The following is a 16,017-nucleotide window of genomic DNA, read 5'->3' on the forward strand; positions in this document are numbered from 1 at the left end:
CCCATGGGCGGCGAGGCACGATCACTTGCGCATGGAACGCTCGAACATGCGGTTCATCTCTTCACGGTTCTGCTGAGACATCTGCAGAGCCTGCTGAGCGTCGCGCTGCGCCTGGTTGGCGGTGTTCTGAGCTTCGGTCGCGATGCTGCGAGCTTCAGCGGCATCGGCCTGAGCGGATTCGGCAGTGGTACGCACTTCTTCCAGAGCGCCGGAAGAGGCACAGCCGGCCAGAACGGCCAGAGAAGCAGCAGCGGCGGTCAGCTTCAGAGTTGTCTTGAGAGTCATGATGTTCTCCTTGGATCTTCCTTGGAACTGCATTGGCGACGCCTGCCGAAGCAGGCTTCCCGCAGGGCGGGACTTCGAGGAAGTGCTGACGTCAGCACTTCTGTTAGCAACATTACGCTGCGCGCCGTAGAAGTCAAACGCTGTTCGTGAACGCCCAGCGCCCGCTTCCAGACGAGAACGTCCCTAGCGCATGTAAAGCCTAGCGGATGACGACCCTCGTGCCAATGTCGATCATCGACGACAGGGTATCAACCTGCCCATCGGTGACCGCGACACAGCCATCCGTCCAGTCGAAACGGCGATGGATATCCGCGTCCGCCACCCCGACGCCATGGATACCGATATACCCGCCCAGCACCGTATCCTGGGGCGGCCGACCATGCCGGCGGTAATAGGCGAAGTAGTCGTCGTATTCTCGCTGGCTGTAGATACCGGTCTGCAGCGCCATGCGTGCATGAGTGGGCGTCGGATAGTCCAGGCCGATGAAGGTGTGGAACTTGCTGTCGAAATTGAATCGAGTGACACGAAACTCGCCCAGGGGGGTCACACGGCCGCCACGCAGGCGCTGGGTCTCGGCCCCACCTCGCCCCAGCGAGATCGGTGAGAACCGTTCCAGCAGCGTGTTGCCACGATACAGGCTCAGGCTCGATGCCTGCTTGTCGATCAAGACCCAGACTTCATTGCTGTAACGGGGCTGGTCAGCCTGCAGCAGAATCTCGTCCATCAGTCCGCTACGCGCCTGAATGGCCCTCATCAGGTCGGCATGAGCCAGAACGGGTGTCAGCAGGGCCAGGCACAGGCTCGCGAGCAGCAACGCGAAGCGGCGTCGGGAAAGCAATGTCATGGTAGGCGGAACTCGTCGACGATGGGCGATGAAACCGACGACGTTTATACCTCACCTGGCAGCGAGTGTCAGTTCCACGCTTCTTTCTCATCGCTCAATCTCACCGCCTTCTCCCCCCGGGCGCATCACCCGGACACACCGTCCGGAGCAACCCACGATGTCGCGACATGGCGACATCACGGGCTTGCCCACCATGTGGCCCGGCTACCATTCCTCACTGGTCTGCCGCAGATCGCCGATCTCGCGCTTGGCCTCGCCCAGGCACTCGAGCAGTTCAGCGCCCAGATCGTCGACGCCCCCAACGGCTATCAGCCCCTGGGCCGCGCCGCTCGAGCGACGCGCCACGCCGTCGCTGGAGTGCAACGCCTCGAGTCGTGCCAGCAACCGGGCCAGCCAACTGTCGGGGCGCTCGGCGAGACTGCGCAGCCGCTCGAGCTCGGCCAGCCGCACGTCATCGGACAACAGCAGGTGTCGCCAGTCCTCGCCCGACTGCACAGCATGTTCGGTCAGCTCGGTGAGCTCCCGCACCAGAGACGCCAGCGCCAGTTCGAGCAACGCCAGGGCGCCCTCCTCGGCAGCCATGCGTCGGGCCTCGCCGTGCTCGTCATCTCCCGGGGCCACGGCCAGCAAAAGCTCGGCCTGATAGAGCAACTGATTGGTGCGCGCACGAGGTGTCACTTGCGCTTGTCCTCCACCTGCCAGCGACCATCGGCGAAGGTGGCCTTCCAGCCGGTCGCCTTGCCGTTATCGTCGGTCATCACGAACTGCTCCTTGGCCTTGCGCGAGAAACGGATCTGGGCTGGACGTCCGTCAGGGTCCGCACTCGGCGCATCGAGCAGGTAGCGGTACTTCTCGGGCAGCTCATCGGCATGGGCCTTGAGCTCCGCGACCAGGGGAGGCCGCGTCTCGCGATTCTTGGGAAACTTGCTGGCCGCCAGGAAGAGGCCGCTGGCGCCATCGCGCAGCACGTAGTGGTCATCGACCTTCTGGCAGGCCAGTTCGGGCATGGGAATGGGGTCCATCTTGGGAGGTGCCACTTCCCCGTTGCGGAGCAGCTTGCGCGTGTTCTTGCAGGTCTCGTTGGTACAGCCGAAGTACTTGCCGAAGCGCCCGGACTTGAGCTGCATCTCGCTGCCGCACTTGTCGCACTCGATGGTCGGCCCGTCATAGCCCTTGATGCGGAATCGTCCCCGCTCGATCTCATGGCCATCGCAATCGGGACTGTTGCCGCAGATATGCAGCTTGCGCTGTTCATCGATCAGGTAACTGTCCATGGCGGTGCCGCACTTCGGACAGCGATGCTTGGCACGCAGTGCGTCGGTCTCGGCCTCTTCACCGGCGTCGGCGGCCACGGCCTCGTCACCCGGCAGCAGGTCCATGGTGGTCTTGCAGCGCTCCTTGGGCGGCAGGTTGTAGCCGCTGCAGCCGAGGAAGACCCCCGTCGAGGCGGTGCGAATCTGCATCTCGCGCCCACAGGTAGGACACTCGATATCGGTGGGCACCGGCTGGTTGGGCCGCATGCCCTCCTCGCTCTCGGCCTCGCTGAGCTCCGCCCGGAACTCGGCATAGAAGGCATCGAGCAACTCACGCCAGCGCCGCTGGCCCTCGGCGACCTCGTCGAGACTGTCCTCCATGCGCGCGGTGAAGGAATAATCCATCAGGTCGGGGAAGGATTCCTTGAGCCGCTCGGTGACGATATCGCCCAGCTTTTCGGCATAGAAGCGCCGATTCTCGAGCCGCACATAACCTCGATCCTGGATGGTCGAGATGATGGAGGCATAGGTGGATGGCCGACCGATGCCCTTCTTCTCGAGCTCCTTGACCAGGCTGGCCTCGGTGTAGCGTGCCGGCGGCTTGGTGAAGTGCTGCTGCGGGTCCAGTGCCTCGAGCGTCAGCGCGGTCCCCTCGGCGATGTCGGGCAGCGACTGGTCCTCGTCCTTGCGGCCCATTGGCTTCATGACCCGGGTGTAGCCGTCGAACTTCAGCACCCGCCCCTTGGCCTTGAGCTCGTAGCCTGAGGCTTCCACCGTCAGGGTGGTGGACAGATATTCGGCCGGCGTCATCTGGCAGGCCACGAACTGACGCCAGATCAGCTCATAGAGACGCTCGGCATCACGTTCCATGCCGGCAAGGTCGCCAGCCTGACGCTGCACATCGGAAGGCCGGATCGCCTCGTGGGCCTCCTGGGCACCTTCCTTGCTGGAATAGCGATTGGGCGAGTCGGGGAGATAGCGTTCGCCGTACGACTCGCCGATGTAATCGCGCGCACTGGCCACCGCCTCCTGCGAGAGGTTGGTGGAATCGGTACGCATGTAGGTGATGTAGCCGGCTTCGTAGAGGCGCTGGGCCAGCGTCATGGTCTTCTTCACCGAGAATCCCAGGCGACCGCTGGCGGCCTGCTGCAGGGTCGAGGTGATGAAGGGCGCGCTCGGCCTGGAGCGTGTCGGCTTGTCCTCGCGGGCGGTGACGGCCAGGTTCGCCTCGCGCAGCGCGGCGATCCGCTCCAGGGTCTCGGCCTCGCTGGTCGGCCGGAAGGGCTTGCCATCCTGGCGGACCAGTTCGAAGCGTACCGTCTCCCCCTCACCATTGCTCGGCGTCAGGTCAGCATGCACGTCCCAGAATTCCTCCGGCACGAAAGCCCGGATCTCTCGCTCGCGTTCGACGATCAAGCGCATGGCCACCGACTGCACACGGCCGGCGGAGAGGCCACGGGCGATCTTGGCCCACAGCAGCGGCGAGAGCATGAAGCCGACCACGCGATCGAGGAACCGCCGCGCCTGCTGGGCTTCCACCCGCGGCATGTTCAACTGCCCAGGGTCCTCGAAGGCTTCCTGAATGGCGTTCTTGGTGATCTCGTTGAACACCACCCGGCGATAGCGCGACTCATCGCCTCCGATCGTCTCGCGCAGATGCCAGGCAATGGCTTCCCCCTCGCGATCCAGATCGGTGGCCAGATAGACGTGATCGGCCTTGTCGGCGAGCTTCTTCAGCTCCGCCACTACCTTTTCCTTGCCGGGCAACACCACATAATCGGCTTTCCAACCATGGTCGGGGTCGATCCCCATGCGACGAATGAGCTGGTCGTGCGCCTTCCGCTTGCGGTACTCGGCCTTCTCCTCGGCAGACATCTTGCGCGTCGCCGCCGCCTGACGGGCGCGTTCCTTTGGATCCGAGGTCGCCTTGCCCGAGCCGCTGGTCGGCAGGTCACGGATGTGTCCCACGCTCGACTTCACGATGTAGTCGTTGCCGAGATACTTGTTGATCGTCTTGGCCTTGGCCGGCGACTCGACGATGACCAGTGACTTGCCCATAGTGCTCCACAATGCTATTGGCGCCAGCCAGAACTGGCGCCGAACGGTTTCGGCCCGCCTCGAGAGACACTGAATGAACCGCCGGGCGTCGTGAAGCGCAAGACGCACGGAGCACAGAAAGCAGGACTTAACAGATCGTTAGGTGAGCTTTCGAGCCCCACGCCACACAGCGACTCACACGCGCAGGCATTCGAGCAGTGTTTCCCTTCGTCTTCAGCGGTGAAAAATGCGCTTACCCTACCCCAGCGCTCGTCTTCACGCCAGTCGCGACCTATGAACCTAGAACCTAGCCCGAGGCCGAAGGGAATCACAAGCGAAGTCGGGTAGCGTTGTCAACGAAACACCCCCGTCGGCAAGCCGGCGGGGGTGTCAGGCTAGATGCCGATGCGTTCAGCCTTCGCGTCCAGCGGGCGTCTCCGGTCGCCGTGCTCGCGCGCGTCCGCCGCTACGCTTTGGCTTGGCCGACTCGAAAAGCTCACGCACCCGTTCGAAGCGCGCCGCGGCACGCTCGGAAAGCTCTCCACTGGCAGCCAGCACATGCTCGATGTGTTCCAGGTGGGCCTCGATCTGCTTGGCGCTCTTGCCCGACAACAATGTCGGAATCGCGTTCAGCGCGGCGTCACGATCCTGCTTGAGAATGAAGAACTGCTCCCGCACCAGATGCTTGAACTCGGCGAGTTGGATACCAGGCTCGAGTTCGGCCCGCGACGCACGCAGCCGCTTGAAGTTGCGTTCGTCACTGGCCGGCGCACCACCGAGCACATAGATCACCGAACGCATCACCGCTTCGTGATCCCCTCCTTCAGCGATCCTGTCGCGAGTGGCACGACGTCGCTGCTCGATGAAACGCCGATGCTCGGGCTCGGCACCGGGCCGACGACGCAGCGCCTGGGCATCGCCATTCAGGCCCACCAACGCCTGCAGCACGGGTTGTCCATAGAATGCCAAAAAGCTCTGCTCGATGAGGCCGTCGCGATACAGTCGCCAGGTCTCCAATCCCTGGGAGATACCGCTGGACATGATGCCTTCCAGACCTCGGAAGACATTGTCGTCGCCGACCGGATGGCGCTCGCGCCGCACTCGGTCGGCCAGCACCGGGACCGCTCCCATCATGGGATTGCGATCCGACAACAGATGATAGCCCAACCGATTCGGATGCATTCTCCGCATCCAGCGTGCTGTCTCCGGCGTCGCCAGCGCCTTCACCCAGGGCTGCCAGAAGAGTCGATACAGCCCCAGGTTGATATCGGAGAGCCTTGCCACCGTGGCGAAACGACGGTCGTCGTCCGGACGATGCTGCACCTCACGGTCGAGATCCTCGACCTCGCGACGCTGAAACTCGAGCAGATAGTCCCGCTCGATCAGCTCGGCGTCCGAGTGCGCCTCGGCCGGCGTCACCGTGGTTTCGTAAAGCCCCGGCGGCAAGACATCGATATAGTCCATGTTGGCGGTGAACTCGGTGTGCTCGCGCCGCGACACGCTGCCCGAGACGAAGATACCGAGGTGGCCGGTGCTGTCGTGCACGCAGTAGACGATGGTCTGCTCGTTGGCGACGAGGTCTTCGGTGTCTTCATACAGATCACGCACCCATCCCAGCGCCTGGGGCGGAGGCGTGATGTCGTCCCCGCGGGAACAGAACACCACCACCGGCGAGCGCAGGTTGCGCAGGTCGATGCGCCGCCCGTCCGAGGTCACCAGTTGCGCGGTGGACAGCCGGTTGCCGATGAAGAGATTGTCGACGATGTACTGAATCTCGTCGGCCCCCAGCACGACATGCCCACCCCACCAGCGTTCGAAGTCCAGATAGCGACCGGCTTCGGTGTCGACGTTGGCATAGAGGCGATACTGCTTGTCCCACCAGGTGTTGGCCGGATTGAGACGCTCGAAATTCTGTACCAGCCAGGCACCATCGAAGAGGCCGGCGCCCAGGTCACCGAGCAACGCGGTCATCCAGCTTCCCCCGACCAGCCCGCCGGTATAGCGCATCGGAGCGCGCCCTCGCTCGCCGGCCCAGTACGACAAGGGCGCGCCGGCAATCAGGATCGGGCCGAACACCTCGGGCTCCAGAGCCGCGGCCATCATGATCTGCCAGCCCGCCTGGCAGTTGCCCACCACCATGGGTTTCTCGGAGGTGTCGGGATGGCAGTCGATGACATGACGCAGAAAGGCGATTTCTGCCTCGACCACGTCCTCGACTTTCTGGCCCGGCACGGGGAACGGCAGAAAGCCGATGAAATAGCATGGATGTCCGGCCCGCAACGCGACCCCGACCTCACTGTCGGGCTTGAAGCCACCAATGCCCGGACCATGCCCGGCGCGCGGATCGACCACGACGAAAGGCCGGCTGGTTGGATCGACCTCGACGCCGTCCGGCGGCTGGATCCGCAACAGCTCATAGTTCACCGGGCTTGGCAGATCGCGGCCATCGAGCAGCACCTCAGCCTCGAAGCCGAGCACATTGGGCTTGGTCTTTTCGATATGCTCGAGATACTGGTTGCCACGCTGGCGCATGACATCCAGGTAGAGCGTGGCCCGTTCCAGAGCATCGCCCCAGTAATCGCAGGCAGCGCGGTTGAAACCGAACGGATCCAGCAGAAACATCGCCGTGGATGGTGAGGGAGGCATCATGGCATACATCGCGGGACTCCTGGCATGGGCGGAACCGGCGGACAACCCGATTGCTGCAATGCAATATAGCGAATCCCCTGCCACAAGGGAAATGCCGACACGCACTCCTTGCGTCAGATGGCCAGCCAGCGCCGGGCTTCCGACTCTCCCCACCATTCGACAAAGACTCGCCGGGCACGCGTCTCGACATCTCCCGAACGACGTCCCCAGACCACCAACCTGGCCTCACCGCCCTCTTCGCAGCGATCCAGGCGCACGCCGGGACCGCCAGTGAGCACGCCCCCCGAGGGCGGCACGAGCCGCCACAGGCGAGCCTGCCCGTTGACGGCCAATCTCGACTGCCGTTCCCGCAGTCTCTCCCCGGACAGCACGCGCAACTGTTCGACCAGCGGGTCCAACCCCATCAAGACCTCGTCCAGCGCCTCGTCGCCGGTCGGGCCGGGGCGCATGTCCAGGAAGCCAAGTCGATTGCCCTCGATGCGAAAGCGTGCCTCGACGAGCCCGACCACCCCGAGCCTGGCGATGCCACGCGCCGCCAGTTCCCCCAGATAGCGATAACGCTCCTTCGTCAACTCACCCAGCGGCGCCATTGAGATGTGGTCACGATGCCGGCGGGGAGACAGATAGAGAACCCGCCCAAAGCGGTCGGCCAGCAGGGAAATCGCGATGACCTCACCGCCTGGCTCCGAAGCCGCCAGGGGAAGCCCCGCCTCGCGCATCTTCTGGCGCATGACCCGCCCTTCCGCCATGGCATCCAGCAACCTGGGCTCGCCCCCCAGAAAACGCAGCCCGAGATGTCGGCAACGTTCGGCAAGCGCCGCCTGCCGGGCCGCATCGCACTCTCCGGGATGCAAGGCGTCGCACCCCGCGGCTCGCGCCTCCTCGATGAGCGAGCTCTCGGTACCACGCGCGGCCACAGGCTGCATGCCCCGCTCGGCGCAGGCCTGCCGCACTCGCAGCGCGGCAACGCCGTGGCCTGCCACAAGAGGGCAAGAAAACGGTGAGAGACGCATGGGCGTGGACGCTCCTGGATAGCCGTACAACGAGCCGCGATGCTAGCATGATGGGCCGACAGACTGGACGCCTCCGCGTCCCGGCTCGATGGACGACACCATGACCACCCCCAAGCTGCTCAACCGCCTCACCTTCCGCCAGCTCCAGGTGTTTCGTGCCGTCTACGAACGACAATCCTACTCCCGGGCAGCAGAGACCCTCGGCCTGACGCAGCCGGCGGTCAGCGCTCAGATTCGCCAGCTCGAACAGGCCCTCGGCCAACCTCTGTTCAAGTACGCCGGCCGTACACTGCACATGTTGCCCGCCGCTGACGCTCTGGCCAACTCGGCGCAAAGTATCTTCGAGCAGGTATCACGGCTGCAGATGAGCCTCTCCGATTTGGCCGGCACCATCCACGGAGAGCTCAACCTGGCCGCCGTCTCGACGGCACAATACGTGGTGCCCCACCTGCTTGCCCGTTTCCGCGCCCACTATCCCAACGTCCAGATTCGCCTGCAGGTCTGCAATCGCGCCCAGGCCCTGGCACGCCTGACCGAGCAACGCGACGACCTGGTCATCATGGCGCGAGTGCCCGAAGACGACGACCTGGTGTTCATGCCGATTCTCGACAACGAGATGATTCCCGTGGTCTGGCCCGGCCATCCACTGCTGAAGACCCGACACCCCAGCCTCGAGGATCTCGCGCGCCACTACGTTCTGATGCGCGAATCCGGCTCCGGGGTTCGCGGAGCGCTGGAAGAGCATGCCGCCGCCGAAGACGTCGACCTGCCCCACATCATCGAGATGGGGACCAACGAAGCGGTCAAGCAGGGCGTCATGGCGCAGCTCGGCGTTGCCGTCCTGCCGCGCCTGGCCGTGCGCCTGGAACTCGAGGCCGGGCTGCTCGAGCACTTGCCCTTGCCAGGCTTTCCGCTGCGCCACTCCTGGTGTACCGTCTATCACCGCGAGCGCTTTCCTACACCGGTCACCGAGCTCTTCCTGCGCTTCGTGCGCGACCATCTCGACGAACTGCACGCGCATTTCACTGCCGCCCCCTCGCCATTGCCCAGTCACGGCGTCGCCTGTCTACCGGATACCGCTCGTTCCTGACCCTCCTGTCCAGGCCAGTGGCGAATATGGTAAGTTTGCGCCCAACATGTATACACGCCATGCCCGACGCCGGCCGTCCCGCTTCGTTGACGCGGACACCCCACGACCGCATGGGCGTGACGCACAGCCGCCGAATGGAGAGGCTTGCAGATCATGAGCAACAGGACCGTCAATAAGGTGTCCAGCGGAGAAAAGTACCGTAACGAGCACGGTGCGACCGCGATCAAGGACGGCATGAAGCAACGCAGTCAGCAAGAGGACAATGCCAGCCTCGGCCGCAAGCCGAAGTGGCTGCGTGCGCAGATACCCGGTGGCGAAAGATTCGACGCCGTGAAACGCAACGTCGATGAACACCGGCTCAGCACCGTTTGTGCCGAATCGCACTGCCCCAACATGGGTGAGTGCTGGAGCAACGGGACCGCCACCATCATGCTGATGGGCTCGGTATGCACCCGCGCCTGCCGCTTCTGCGCCGTGGATACCGGCAATCCCAAGGGCTGGCTGGATGCCGAGGAGCCCGAGAACACCGCCAAGTCGGTCGAGCTGATGGGGCTGCGCTATGTCGTGCTGACCTCGGTGGACCGGGATGACCTTCCCGATGGCGGCGCCACCCATTACGCCGACTGCATCCGCGCCATCAAGGCCCGCACCCCCGAGGTCGCGGTCGAGGCGCTGACGCCCGACTTCGACGCCGTACCCGACGCCATCGAGCGCGTCGTCGATTCCGGTCTCGAGGTCTTCGCCCAGAACGTCGAGACCGTGGAACGCCTGACCCACCGGGTCCGCGACCCTCGGGCCGGCTATCGCAAGACGCTGGATGTACTGGCTCATGCCAAGCGCCACCGCCCCGGCGTGATCACCAAGACCAGCCTGATGCTCGGCCTCGGCGAGACCGACGAGGAAATCCTCCAGACCTTCGATGACCTGCGTGCCATCGGCGTCGACATCGTCACCCTGGGGCAATACCTTCGCCCCACCCGCAACCACCTGCCGGTGGAACGCTGGGTGACACCCGAGGAATTCGAGCGTTACCGTCAACTCGGACTCGAGAAAGGCTTCATGGAAGTCCCCTCCGGACCGCTGGTGCGTTCCAGCTACCGCGCCGATCGGGTCTTCGAGAATAACAATCTGGGGCTCGAGCTGGCCTCGCCAGGCAAGGTGCCCGGCCAGTCGAAGCAGGAAGCGGACCCAAATCTGATCCCGACCCTCAACGTCGGCTGATCGCCCCTCTCGCACGACGAAGACGCCGGCCCGAAGAGCCGGCGTCTTGGATGACAACCACCGAAAAACGCCTCTTGCCGAAGCACGGCATTCGCCGACTCAGTCGACGAATGACAGCTCGCGACCGAGCTCCCGAGCCAGACAATAGGCAAGGCGTGTCCCGGCCGTCGCTACATCGGGGGCATCCGCGACCACATCCGCCACGCGCGTCATCGCCATGCCGGCATAGCCACAGGGATTGATACGCTCGAAGGGCGAGAGATCACCATCGATGTTGAGGGCCACGCCATGGAAGCTGGCACCGCGCCGAATGCGCAGCCCCAATGACGCGATCTTGGCCTCGCCCACGTAGACACCAGGCGCATCGGGCCTGGCATGTGCCTCGACATGCCACTCGGCGAGCAAGGCGATGACCGCCCGCTCCAGGCAACTGACCAGGTCACGCACACCCAGCCCAGCACGCCGCACATCCAGCAGCGGATAGGCGACGATCTGGCCGGGGCCATGATAAGTCACTTGCCCGCCTCGGTCGGTCTCCACCACCGGGATGTCGCCGGGCATCAGCACATGTTCCGGCTTGCCGGCCCGCCCCTGGGTGAAGACCGGATCATGCTCGACCAGCCAGAGCTGATCCGGCGTCGAGGCATCCCGCTGATCGGTGATATCCCGCATCGCCCGCCAGACGGGTTCATAGGGGCGGCGCCCCAGGCGGTGTACCTGAATGGCCTCCACGCTCAAACCACCATGTGCACGAGGCCACTGCCCTTGAGCTCGGTAAACAAGGCCTGGAGCTGTTCTTCGCTGGTGGCCCGCATCGTCAGCCTCACCGACTGGAAACGACCATTGCGGCTATCCACGACCTGGATGTCTTTCGGGTCGAATGTCGGATCATGCCGCGTGATCGTCTGGCAGACCATGGCGACGAATTCCTCATCGGCATCGCCCACCACCTTGAGCGGGTAGTCGCAGGGGAAGGTGATTTTCGGTGGCTCGCCTCTGGGGCTGGCAGCACTCGGTTGGCGCAAATCGCGCAGGGGCTTGTCGTTCATCCCGCACCTTGATGAAAGTATCTGCGCTCATTCTACGCAACCCGTGCCCCGCCACCAAGAGCGAGACACGGGTTGGTCAGGAATGGGGAAGCTCCGGCATCTCACCTGACTCAGTCGAAGAAGCCGCCCATCAGGTTGGCAAAGAAGCGATGAATCTTGTCGATGAGGCGCTTGAAGAAACCGCCCTCCTCGACATCTTCCAGCGCCAGCAAGTCACGCTTGCCGACGACTTCGTCGCCCAGGCGCACTTCCATGGTGCCGATGGTCTCTCCGGCCTCGATCGGCGCCGTCAGATCCTGGCGAATGTCGAGCTTGGCAGTGAGTTCTTCGTTACGGTCCCGGGGAACCGTCATGAAGACGTCCTTGTCGACGCCGATCTTCAGCTCGTCCTTGTCGCCGCCCCAGACGCGTGAAGTATTGAGCACCGCGCCCTTGTCATAGAGCTTGAGGGTCTCGAAATAACGGAACCCATAGCTCAGCAGCTTCTGGGACTCCTGGACCCGCGCCTCTGCCGAGTCGGTCCCCATGACCACCGAGATCAGGCGCATGTCTTCGCGCTTGGCCGACGATACCAGGCAGTAGCCTGCCGCCTCGGTCCAGCCGGTCTTCAGGCCGTCCACGCTGCTGTCGCGCCACAGCAGGCTATTGCGGTTGGGCTGATCGATACCGCCATAGGTAAAGTGCTTCTGGCGATACATGCTGTAGTGCTTGGGATAATCGTTGATGATGTGACGCGACAGCAGTGCCAGATCCCGGGCGGAGGAATAGTGATTGTCGTGCGGCAGGCCGGTGGGGTTGACGAAATGGGTGTTCTCCATGCCCAGCCGTGCCGCATGCTGGTTCATGATATCGGCGAAAGGCTCGGTGCCGCCCGCCAGATACTCGGCCATGGCCACACTGGCGTCATTGCCCGAGACAATGACAATGCCATGCAGCAACTCGCTGACCGGCACCCGTTCACCGACCTCGATGAACATCTTCGAGCCGCCGGTACGCCAGGCCTTCTCGCTGACCGGCACCAGGTCATCGGGAGAAATATTGCCCTTGTTGAGTTCGCGCTCTACCAGATAGGCGGTCATCAGCTTGGTCAGGCTCGCCGGCGGCAATCGCTCGTCAGGGTTGTGCTGGGCGATCACCCGGCCGCTGCCGGCATCCATCAGGATCCAGGAGGTCGCGGCCAGGCGCGGCGGCGCGGGAATCATGGTCTGCGGCTGAGGCTGTACCTGTGGCTGGGGAGACGGCGATGCCTCCTGCGCCTGCGTCGGCGCGGCGACCAGGGAGCAGCATGCCAACAGGGCCGGCATCAGCCGGCGGAAGGAAAACAAGCACGACACTTTCATGGATGGCAATCTCTTCGGGTGCATCACAGGATAATCACTGGCTATGGCGCCGGTCAGTCAGCGCCGTTGACGATAAAGGCCTTGTCGAAGCCGACGCGACGCAACTGGCCGCGCACGGGTCCGACCTGATCGGTGTGTTGCAGGGGACCGACCTGAACACGATAAAGCCCGGCAGCACTGGCGATCCGGACCGGTTGAGACAAGGTCCCTTCCAGCCGGTCCTTGAGTGCTTCGGCATTGTCCGCCGAACCGAGCGCCGCCACCTGGAGGTAGATGGGCTCGGAGGCGCCTCGGTCGGCAGCCTTCGCCACCGGGCGCCGCTCGGCACTGTCTGGCGAGGCGGTTGCCTCCCCGCCCTGATCGGCCTGCCAGGTTTCGGGATCGATGGCCTCGACCCTGACGCGGCCGGTTCCTCGGTCGAGAATATCCAGGCGCGCCGCCGCCGCATAGGACAGGTCGATCTCCCTTTCGCTGTGAAAGGGGCCACGATCATTCACCCTGACGATCACCGAGCGCCCGTTGTCGAGGTTGGTCACGCGAGCGTAAGACGGCAATGGCAGATTGCGATGAGCGGCGCTCATCTTGTACATGTCATAGATCTCGCCATTGGACGTGGCGTAGCCATGAAACTTCTTGCCATACCAGGAGGCCGTCCCCCGGCGCTCGTAACCGCTGGCATCGGGCAGGACATGATAGGTCTTGCCCCACACCTCGTAGGTGGCCTTGTTGCCGGCACGCGAGCGCGGTTCAGGGCGTGGCACGGCATCAGGCACTCGGCTGACATCCGGCGGTTCCTGGGGATAGGCATCGCTGGACATTGCATAACGGCCTCCGGCCTCGTCGGTCGACGCGACCTCGCCGCCTGCTTCCTTCACTGCGCGGTGCCCACCATCGCCGGCACACCCGGCCAGCAGAAGGCCGACACACATGATGCTCCACCAAGACTTCATGGACGCTCCTCGGATTCGACCGCCGTCGACTCGAACCAGTGCGTCGGCGCACCGCGCGCCTCGGCGATCGCCTCGGCGAGTTCGGTGACGGCCATGGCATACAGGTAACTGTGGTTGTAGCGGGTAATGACGTAGAAGTTATCGAGACCGAGGCGATAACGGTAACTGCCATCGGCCTGCTCCAGCGCCAGCGGAATCACCCGAGTATCCGAGGGCAACGGCGCCACCGGCGTGATGCCGGCCTCGCGCAGTCGATCGACCGAGACATAGGGCTTGCGCGCCTGATTGAAGTCGAGATCGGCGGGCGGCTCAGCTGGCCCTTCGGCATTCCGATAGATCGGGGCATCGCCCTGCCAGCGATGCTTAGCGAAATAGTTGCCGACACTGCCGATGGCATCCACCGGGTCGGTCCACAGATTACGCGCTCCGTCGCCATCGAAGTCCACCGCGTAGGCGCGATAGCTGGTGGGAATGAACTGCGGATAGCCCATGGCGCCGGCATAGGAGCCTTCGAGATCGCCCGGCTCGACATCCTGCTCATAGGCGATCTCCAGAAAGGCGGCCAACTCGCCGCGGAAGAAATCGCCTCGGGTGTCATGGTGGAACGCCAGCGTCGAGAGCGAATCCAGCACGCGATGATGTCCTGTCACCTCTCCATAACGCGTCTCGACACCAAGAATGGCCGCGATGATCTCGGGCGGCACCTGGTAGTCGTGCTCTGCGCGTTCAAAGGCATCACGATGCTGTTCGATGAAGCGCACGCCCTTGGCAACACGTGCCTCGTCCAGGAAAATATCGCGATATTCGTGCCATACCAGATGGTGCTCCGCCGCACCGGACATGGCATCCAGCACTTCCTGGCTGAAATCCGCCTCGCCCATGGCCTTTTCCAGCCAGGCTCGGTCGACGCCCTCGGCGCTCACCTCGTCGACCAGCCGCTTGACCTCGCCATTCCGCGGGTCGAAGTCTCCAGCCAGCGCCGTGGCACTGGCCAGCATCAGGCAGCCACTCGCCATCAGGATCCGTCCCACGCTCCGTGACGTCCTCGTCATCGTCTCTTCTCCTTGAACCCTGAACCCACGCCTGCGCTCGTCGACTGTTCAGACAACACCGATCAGGCAACGCCTAGCGCGGCAGCAGACGGCGATGCGCATGAATCGCCATGAGAATACCGAAACCGGCCAGCAAGGTCACGCTGGAGGTTCCACCGAAACTGACCAGTGGCAGCGGCACGCCGACCACCGGCAGGATACCGCTCACCATGCCGATATTGACGAAGACATAGATGAAGAATGTCAGGATGATGCTCCCGGCCAGCAGGCGCCCGAAGGTCTCCTGCGCCGTGCCCGCCAGCCACAGCCCGCGGCAGACGATCAGCAGATAGAGGAAGATGAAGGCCAGCATGCCCACCAGGCCGAATTCTTCGCCCAGTACCGCCACGATGAAGTCAGTATGACGCTCTGGCAGAAACTCCAGCTGCGACTGGGTACCGTGCAGCCATCCCTTGCCCCAGAGCCCACCGCTACCGAGTGCAGTGGTCGACTGGATGATGTTCCAGCCGGCGCCGAGCGGGTCGGTCTCGGGAGACAGGAAGGTCAATACGCGCTGGCGCTGATAGTTGTGCATGTTCATCCACAGCAAGGGCAACGCGGCGGCAGCCAGCAGGATCAGACCGAAGATGATGCGCCAGGAAAGCCCCGCCAGCAGGATCACGAAGATCGCCGCCGTGGCCACCAACAACGAGGTGCCAAGATCGGGCTGCCGCGCGATCAGCAGCACCGGCCCCCCGATCAGCAGGGCGCACACCACCAGCTCCCGCCATCCTGGCGGCAAGGGGCGTCGACTCAGCCAGGCCGCGACCATCAACGGCATCGCCAGCTTCATCATCTCCGAGGGCTGGAAGCGGATCACGCCGGGGATCTCCAGCCAGCGCTGGGCCCCCATGCCCATGTCACCCATGACTTCCACCGCTACCAGCATCAACACGCCCACCAGGTAGGCCGGCAATGCCCAGCGATACAAGGTGGCCGGAGAGAACTGAGCGATCACCACCATTACCCCCAAGGCCACGCCGAAACGCAGCCCCTGGGCAATCACCATGTCGAGATTCTGCCCACTGGCACTATAGAGCACCACCAGCCCCGAGAGCATCAACAGCAGCAGCAATCCCAGCAGCCAGGGATCCAGGTGGATACGTTCCCACAGGCTGCGCCGACGCGACATGCCGCTGCGTGGCGGACGAACGGGGTGACCACGCATGCCCATGGGTAGATCGAACCTCGCCAT

At 63.9% G+C, this 16,017-nt stretch carries 14 protein-coding genes; 2 read left to right on the top strand and 12 right to left on the bottom strand.

The window, feature by feature from the left end; translation table 11 throughout:
• Positions 1 to 21: 21 nt before the first annotated feature.
• From HSDC_RS13305 to HSDC_RS13330, 6 genes are all read right to left on the bottom strand, one after another.
• Positions 22 to 285 (bottom strand): Lpp/OprI family alanine-zipper lipoprotein, encoded by a 264-nt coding sequence (locus HSDC_RS13305; RefSeq protein WP_064700421.1) that lies wholly within the window; start codon positions 283 to 285, stop codon positions 22 to 24.
• 199 nt (positions 286 to 484) lie between these two features.
• The gene (locus HSDC_RS13310; protein WP_064700422.1) at positions 485 to 1,129 is read right to left on the bottom strand and encodes a L,D-transpeptidase family protein; all 645 of its coding nucleotides are present in this window, start codon (positions 1,127 to 1,129) and stop codon (positions 485 to 487) included.
• Positions 1,130 to 1,333: 204 nt separating this feature from the next.
• Positions 1,334 to 1,807: a DUF6586 family protein gene (locus HSDC_RS13315; RefSeq protein WP_064700423.1), complete on the bottom strand. Its 474-nt coding sequence runs from the start codon at positions 1,805 to 1,807 to the stop codon at positions 1,334 to 1,336.
• Positions 1,804 to 4,440 carry a type I DNA topoisomerase gene (gene topA / locus HSDC_RS13320; protein ID WP_064700424.1) on the bottom strand — a complete coding sequence of 879 codons (2,637 nt, stop codon included), beginning with the start codon at positions 4,438 to 4,440 and terminating at the stop codon, positions 1,804 to 1,806. The genes HSDC_RS13315 and topA overlap by 4 nt, the downstream gene beginning before the upstream one ends.
• A gap of 390 nt (positions 4,441 to 4,830) precedes the next feature.
• A complete protein-coding gene (locus HSDC_RS13325) occupies positions 4,831 to 7,077 on the bottom strand; it encodes a DUF3141 domain-containing protein (protein WP_064700425.1) in 2,247 nt (748 codons plus the stop codon).
• Positions 7,078 to 7,181: 104 nt separating this feature from the next.
• Complete coding sequence (locus HSDC_RS13330) at positions 7,182 to 7,994, bottom strand: ATP-binding protein (protein ID WP_064700426.1); 813 nt, start codon at positions 7,992 to 7,994, stop codon at positions 7,182 to 7,184.
• A gap of 187 nt (positions 7,995 to 8,181) precedes the next feature.
• Between HSDC_RS13330 and HSDC_RS13335 the strand changes: the two genes are divergently transcribed.
• Together HSDC_RS13335 and lipA are read left to right on the top strand one after the other, a co-directional pair.
• Positions 8,182 to 9,171 carry a LysR family transcriptional regulator gene (locus HSDC_RS13335; protein ID WP_064700513.1) on the top strand — a complete coding sequence of 330 codons (990 nt, stop codon included), beginning with the start codon at positions 8,182 to 8,184 and terminating at the stop codon, positions 9,169 to 9,171.
• Between the two features lie 153 nt (positions 9,172 to 9,324).
• Positions 9,325 to 10,392, top strand: a complete 1,068-nt coding sequence (gene lipA / locus HSDC_RS13340; protein WP_064700514.1) for a lipoyl synthase — start codon at positions 9,325 to 9,327, stop codon at positions 10,390 to 10,392.
• Between the two features lie 99 nt (positions 10,393 to 10,491).
• Here lipA and lipB read toward each other — a convergent pair whose 3' ends face one another.
• The 6 genes from lipB to rodA all read right to left on the bottom strand — a co-directional run bounded on the left by lipB (position 10,492) and on the right by rodA (position 16,017).
• Entirely contained in the window at positions 10,492 to 11,124 is a 633-nt protein-coding gene (gene lipB, locus HSDC_RS13345; RefSeq protein ID WP_137055307.1) for a lipoyl(octanoyl) transferase LipB, read from the bottom strand.
• A 2-nt stretch (positions 11,125 to 11,126) separates the two neighbouring features.
• A complete protein-coding gene (locus HSDC_RS13350) occupies positions 11,127 to 11,441 on the bottom strand; it encodes an HP0495 family protein (protein WP_064700428.1) in 315 nt (104 codons plus the stop codon).
• Positions 11,442 to 11,551: 110 nt separating this feature from the next.
• Positions 11,552 to 12,781, bottom strand: coding sequence for a D-alanyl-D-alanine carboxypeptidase family protein (locus tag HSDC_RS13355; RefSeq protein ID WP_425292855.1), 1,230 nt, complete (start codon positions 12,779 to 12,781; stop codon positions 11,552 to 11,554).
• Positions 12,782 to 12,834: 53 nt separating this feature from the next.
• Complete coding sequence (locus HSDC_RS13360) at positions 12,835 to 13,731, bottom strand: septal ring lytic transglycosylase RlpA family protein (RefSeq protein ID WP_064700429.1); 897 nt, start codon at positions 13,729 to 13,731, stop codon at positions 12,835 to 12,837.
• On the bottom strand, positions 13,728 to 14,783 hold the full coding sequence (gene mltB, locus HSDC_RS13365) for a lytic murein transglycosylase B (protein ID WP_064700430.1): 1,056 nt from the start codon (positions 14,781 to 14,783) through the stop codon (positions 13,728 to 13,730). Before mltB ends, HSDC_RS13360 begins: the two co-directional genes overlap by 4 nt.
• Before the next feature lie 73 nt (positions 14,784 to 14,856).
• Entirely contained in the window at positions 14,857 to 16,017 is a 1,161-nt protein-coding gene (gene rodA, locus HSDC_RS13370; RefSeq protein ID WP_064700431.1) for a rod shape-determining protein RodA, read from the bottom strand.

This window comes from Halomonas caseinilytica (assembly GCF_001662285.1).
Classification (GTDB): Bacteria; Pseudomonadota; Gammaproteobacteria; order Pseudomonadales; family Halomonadaceae; genus Halomonas; species Halomonas caseinilytica.

Coding starts and splice junctions, on each gene's coding strand:
- HSDC_RS13305 (WP_064700421.1), bottom strand. CDS start 285: ATGACTCTCAAGACAACTCTGAAGCTGACCGCCGCTGCTGCTTCTCTG.
- HSDC_RS13310 (WP_064700422.1), bottom strand. CDS start 1,129: ATGACATTGCTTTCCCGACGCCGCTTCGCGTTGCTGCTCGCGAGCCTG.
- rodA (WP_064700431.1), bottom strand. CDS start 16,017: ATGGCGAGGTTCGATCTACCCATGGGCATGCGTGGTCACCCCGTTCGT.
- mltB (WP_064700430.1), bottom strand. CDS start 14,783: ATGACGAGGACGTCACGGAGCGTGGGACGGATCCTGATGGCGAGTGGC.
- HSDC_RS13325 (WP_064700425.1), bottom strand. CDS start 7,077: ATGTATGCCATGATGCCTCCCTCACCATCCACGGCGATGTTTCTGCTG.
- lipA (WP_064700514.1), top strand. CDS start 9,325: ATGAGCAACAGGACCGTCAATAAGGTGTCCAGCGGAGAAAAGTACCGT.
- HSDC_RS13335 (WP_064700513.1), top strand. CDS start 8,182: ATGACCACCCCCAAGCTGCTCAACCGCCTCACCTTCCGCCAGCTCCAG.
- HSDC_RS13355 (WP_425292855.1), bottom strand. CDS start 12,781: ATGAAAGTGTCGTGCTTGTTTTCCTTCCGCCGGCTGATGCCGGCCCTG.
- HSDC_RS13360 (WP_064700429.1), bottom strand. CDS start 13,731: ATGAAGTCTTGGTGGAGCATCATGTGTGTCGGCCTTCTGCTGGCCGGG.
- HSDC_RS13330 (WP_064700426.1), bottom strand. CDS start 7,994: ATGCAGCCTGTGGCCGCGCGTGGTACCGAGAGCTCGCTCATCGAGGAG.
- topA (WP_064700424.1), bottom strand. CDS start 4,440: ATGGGCAAGTCACTGGTCATCGTCGAGTCGCCGGCCAAGGCCAAGACG.
- HSDC_RS13350 (WP_064700428.1), bottom strand. CDS start 11,441: ATGAACGACAAGCCCCTGCGCGATTTGCGCCAACCGAGTGCTGCCAGC.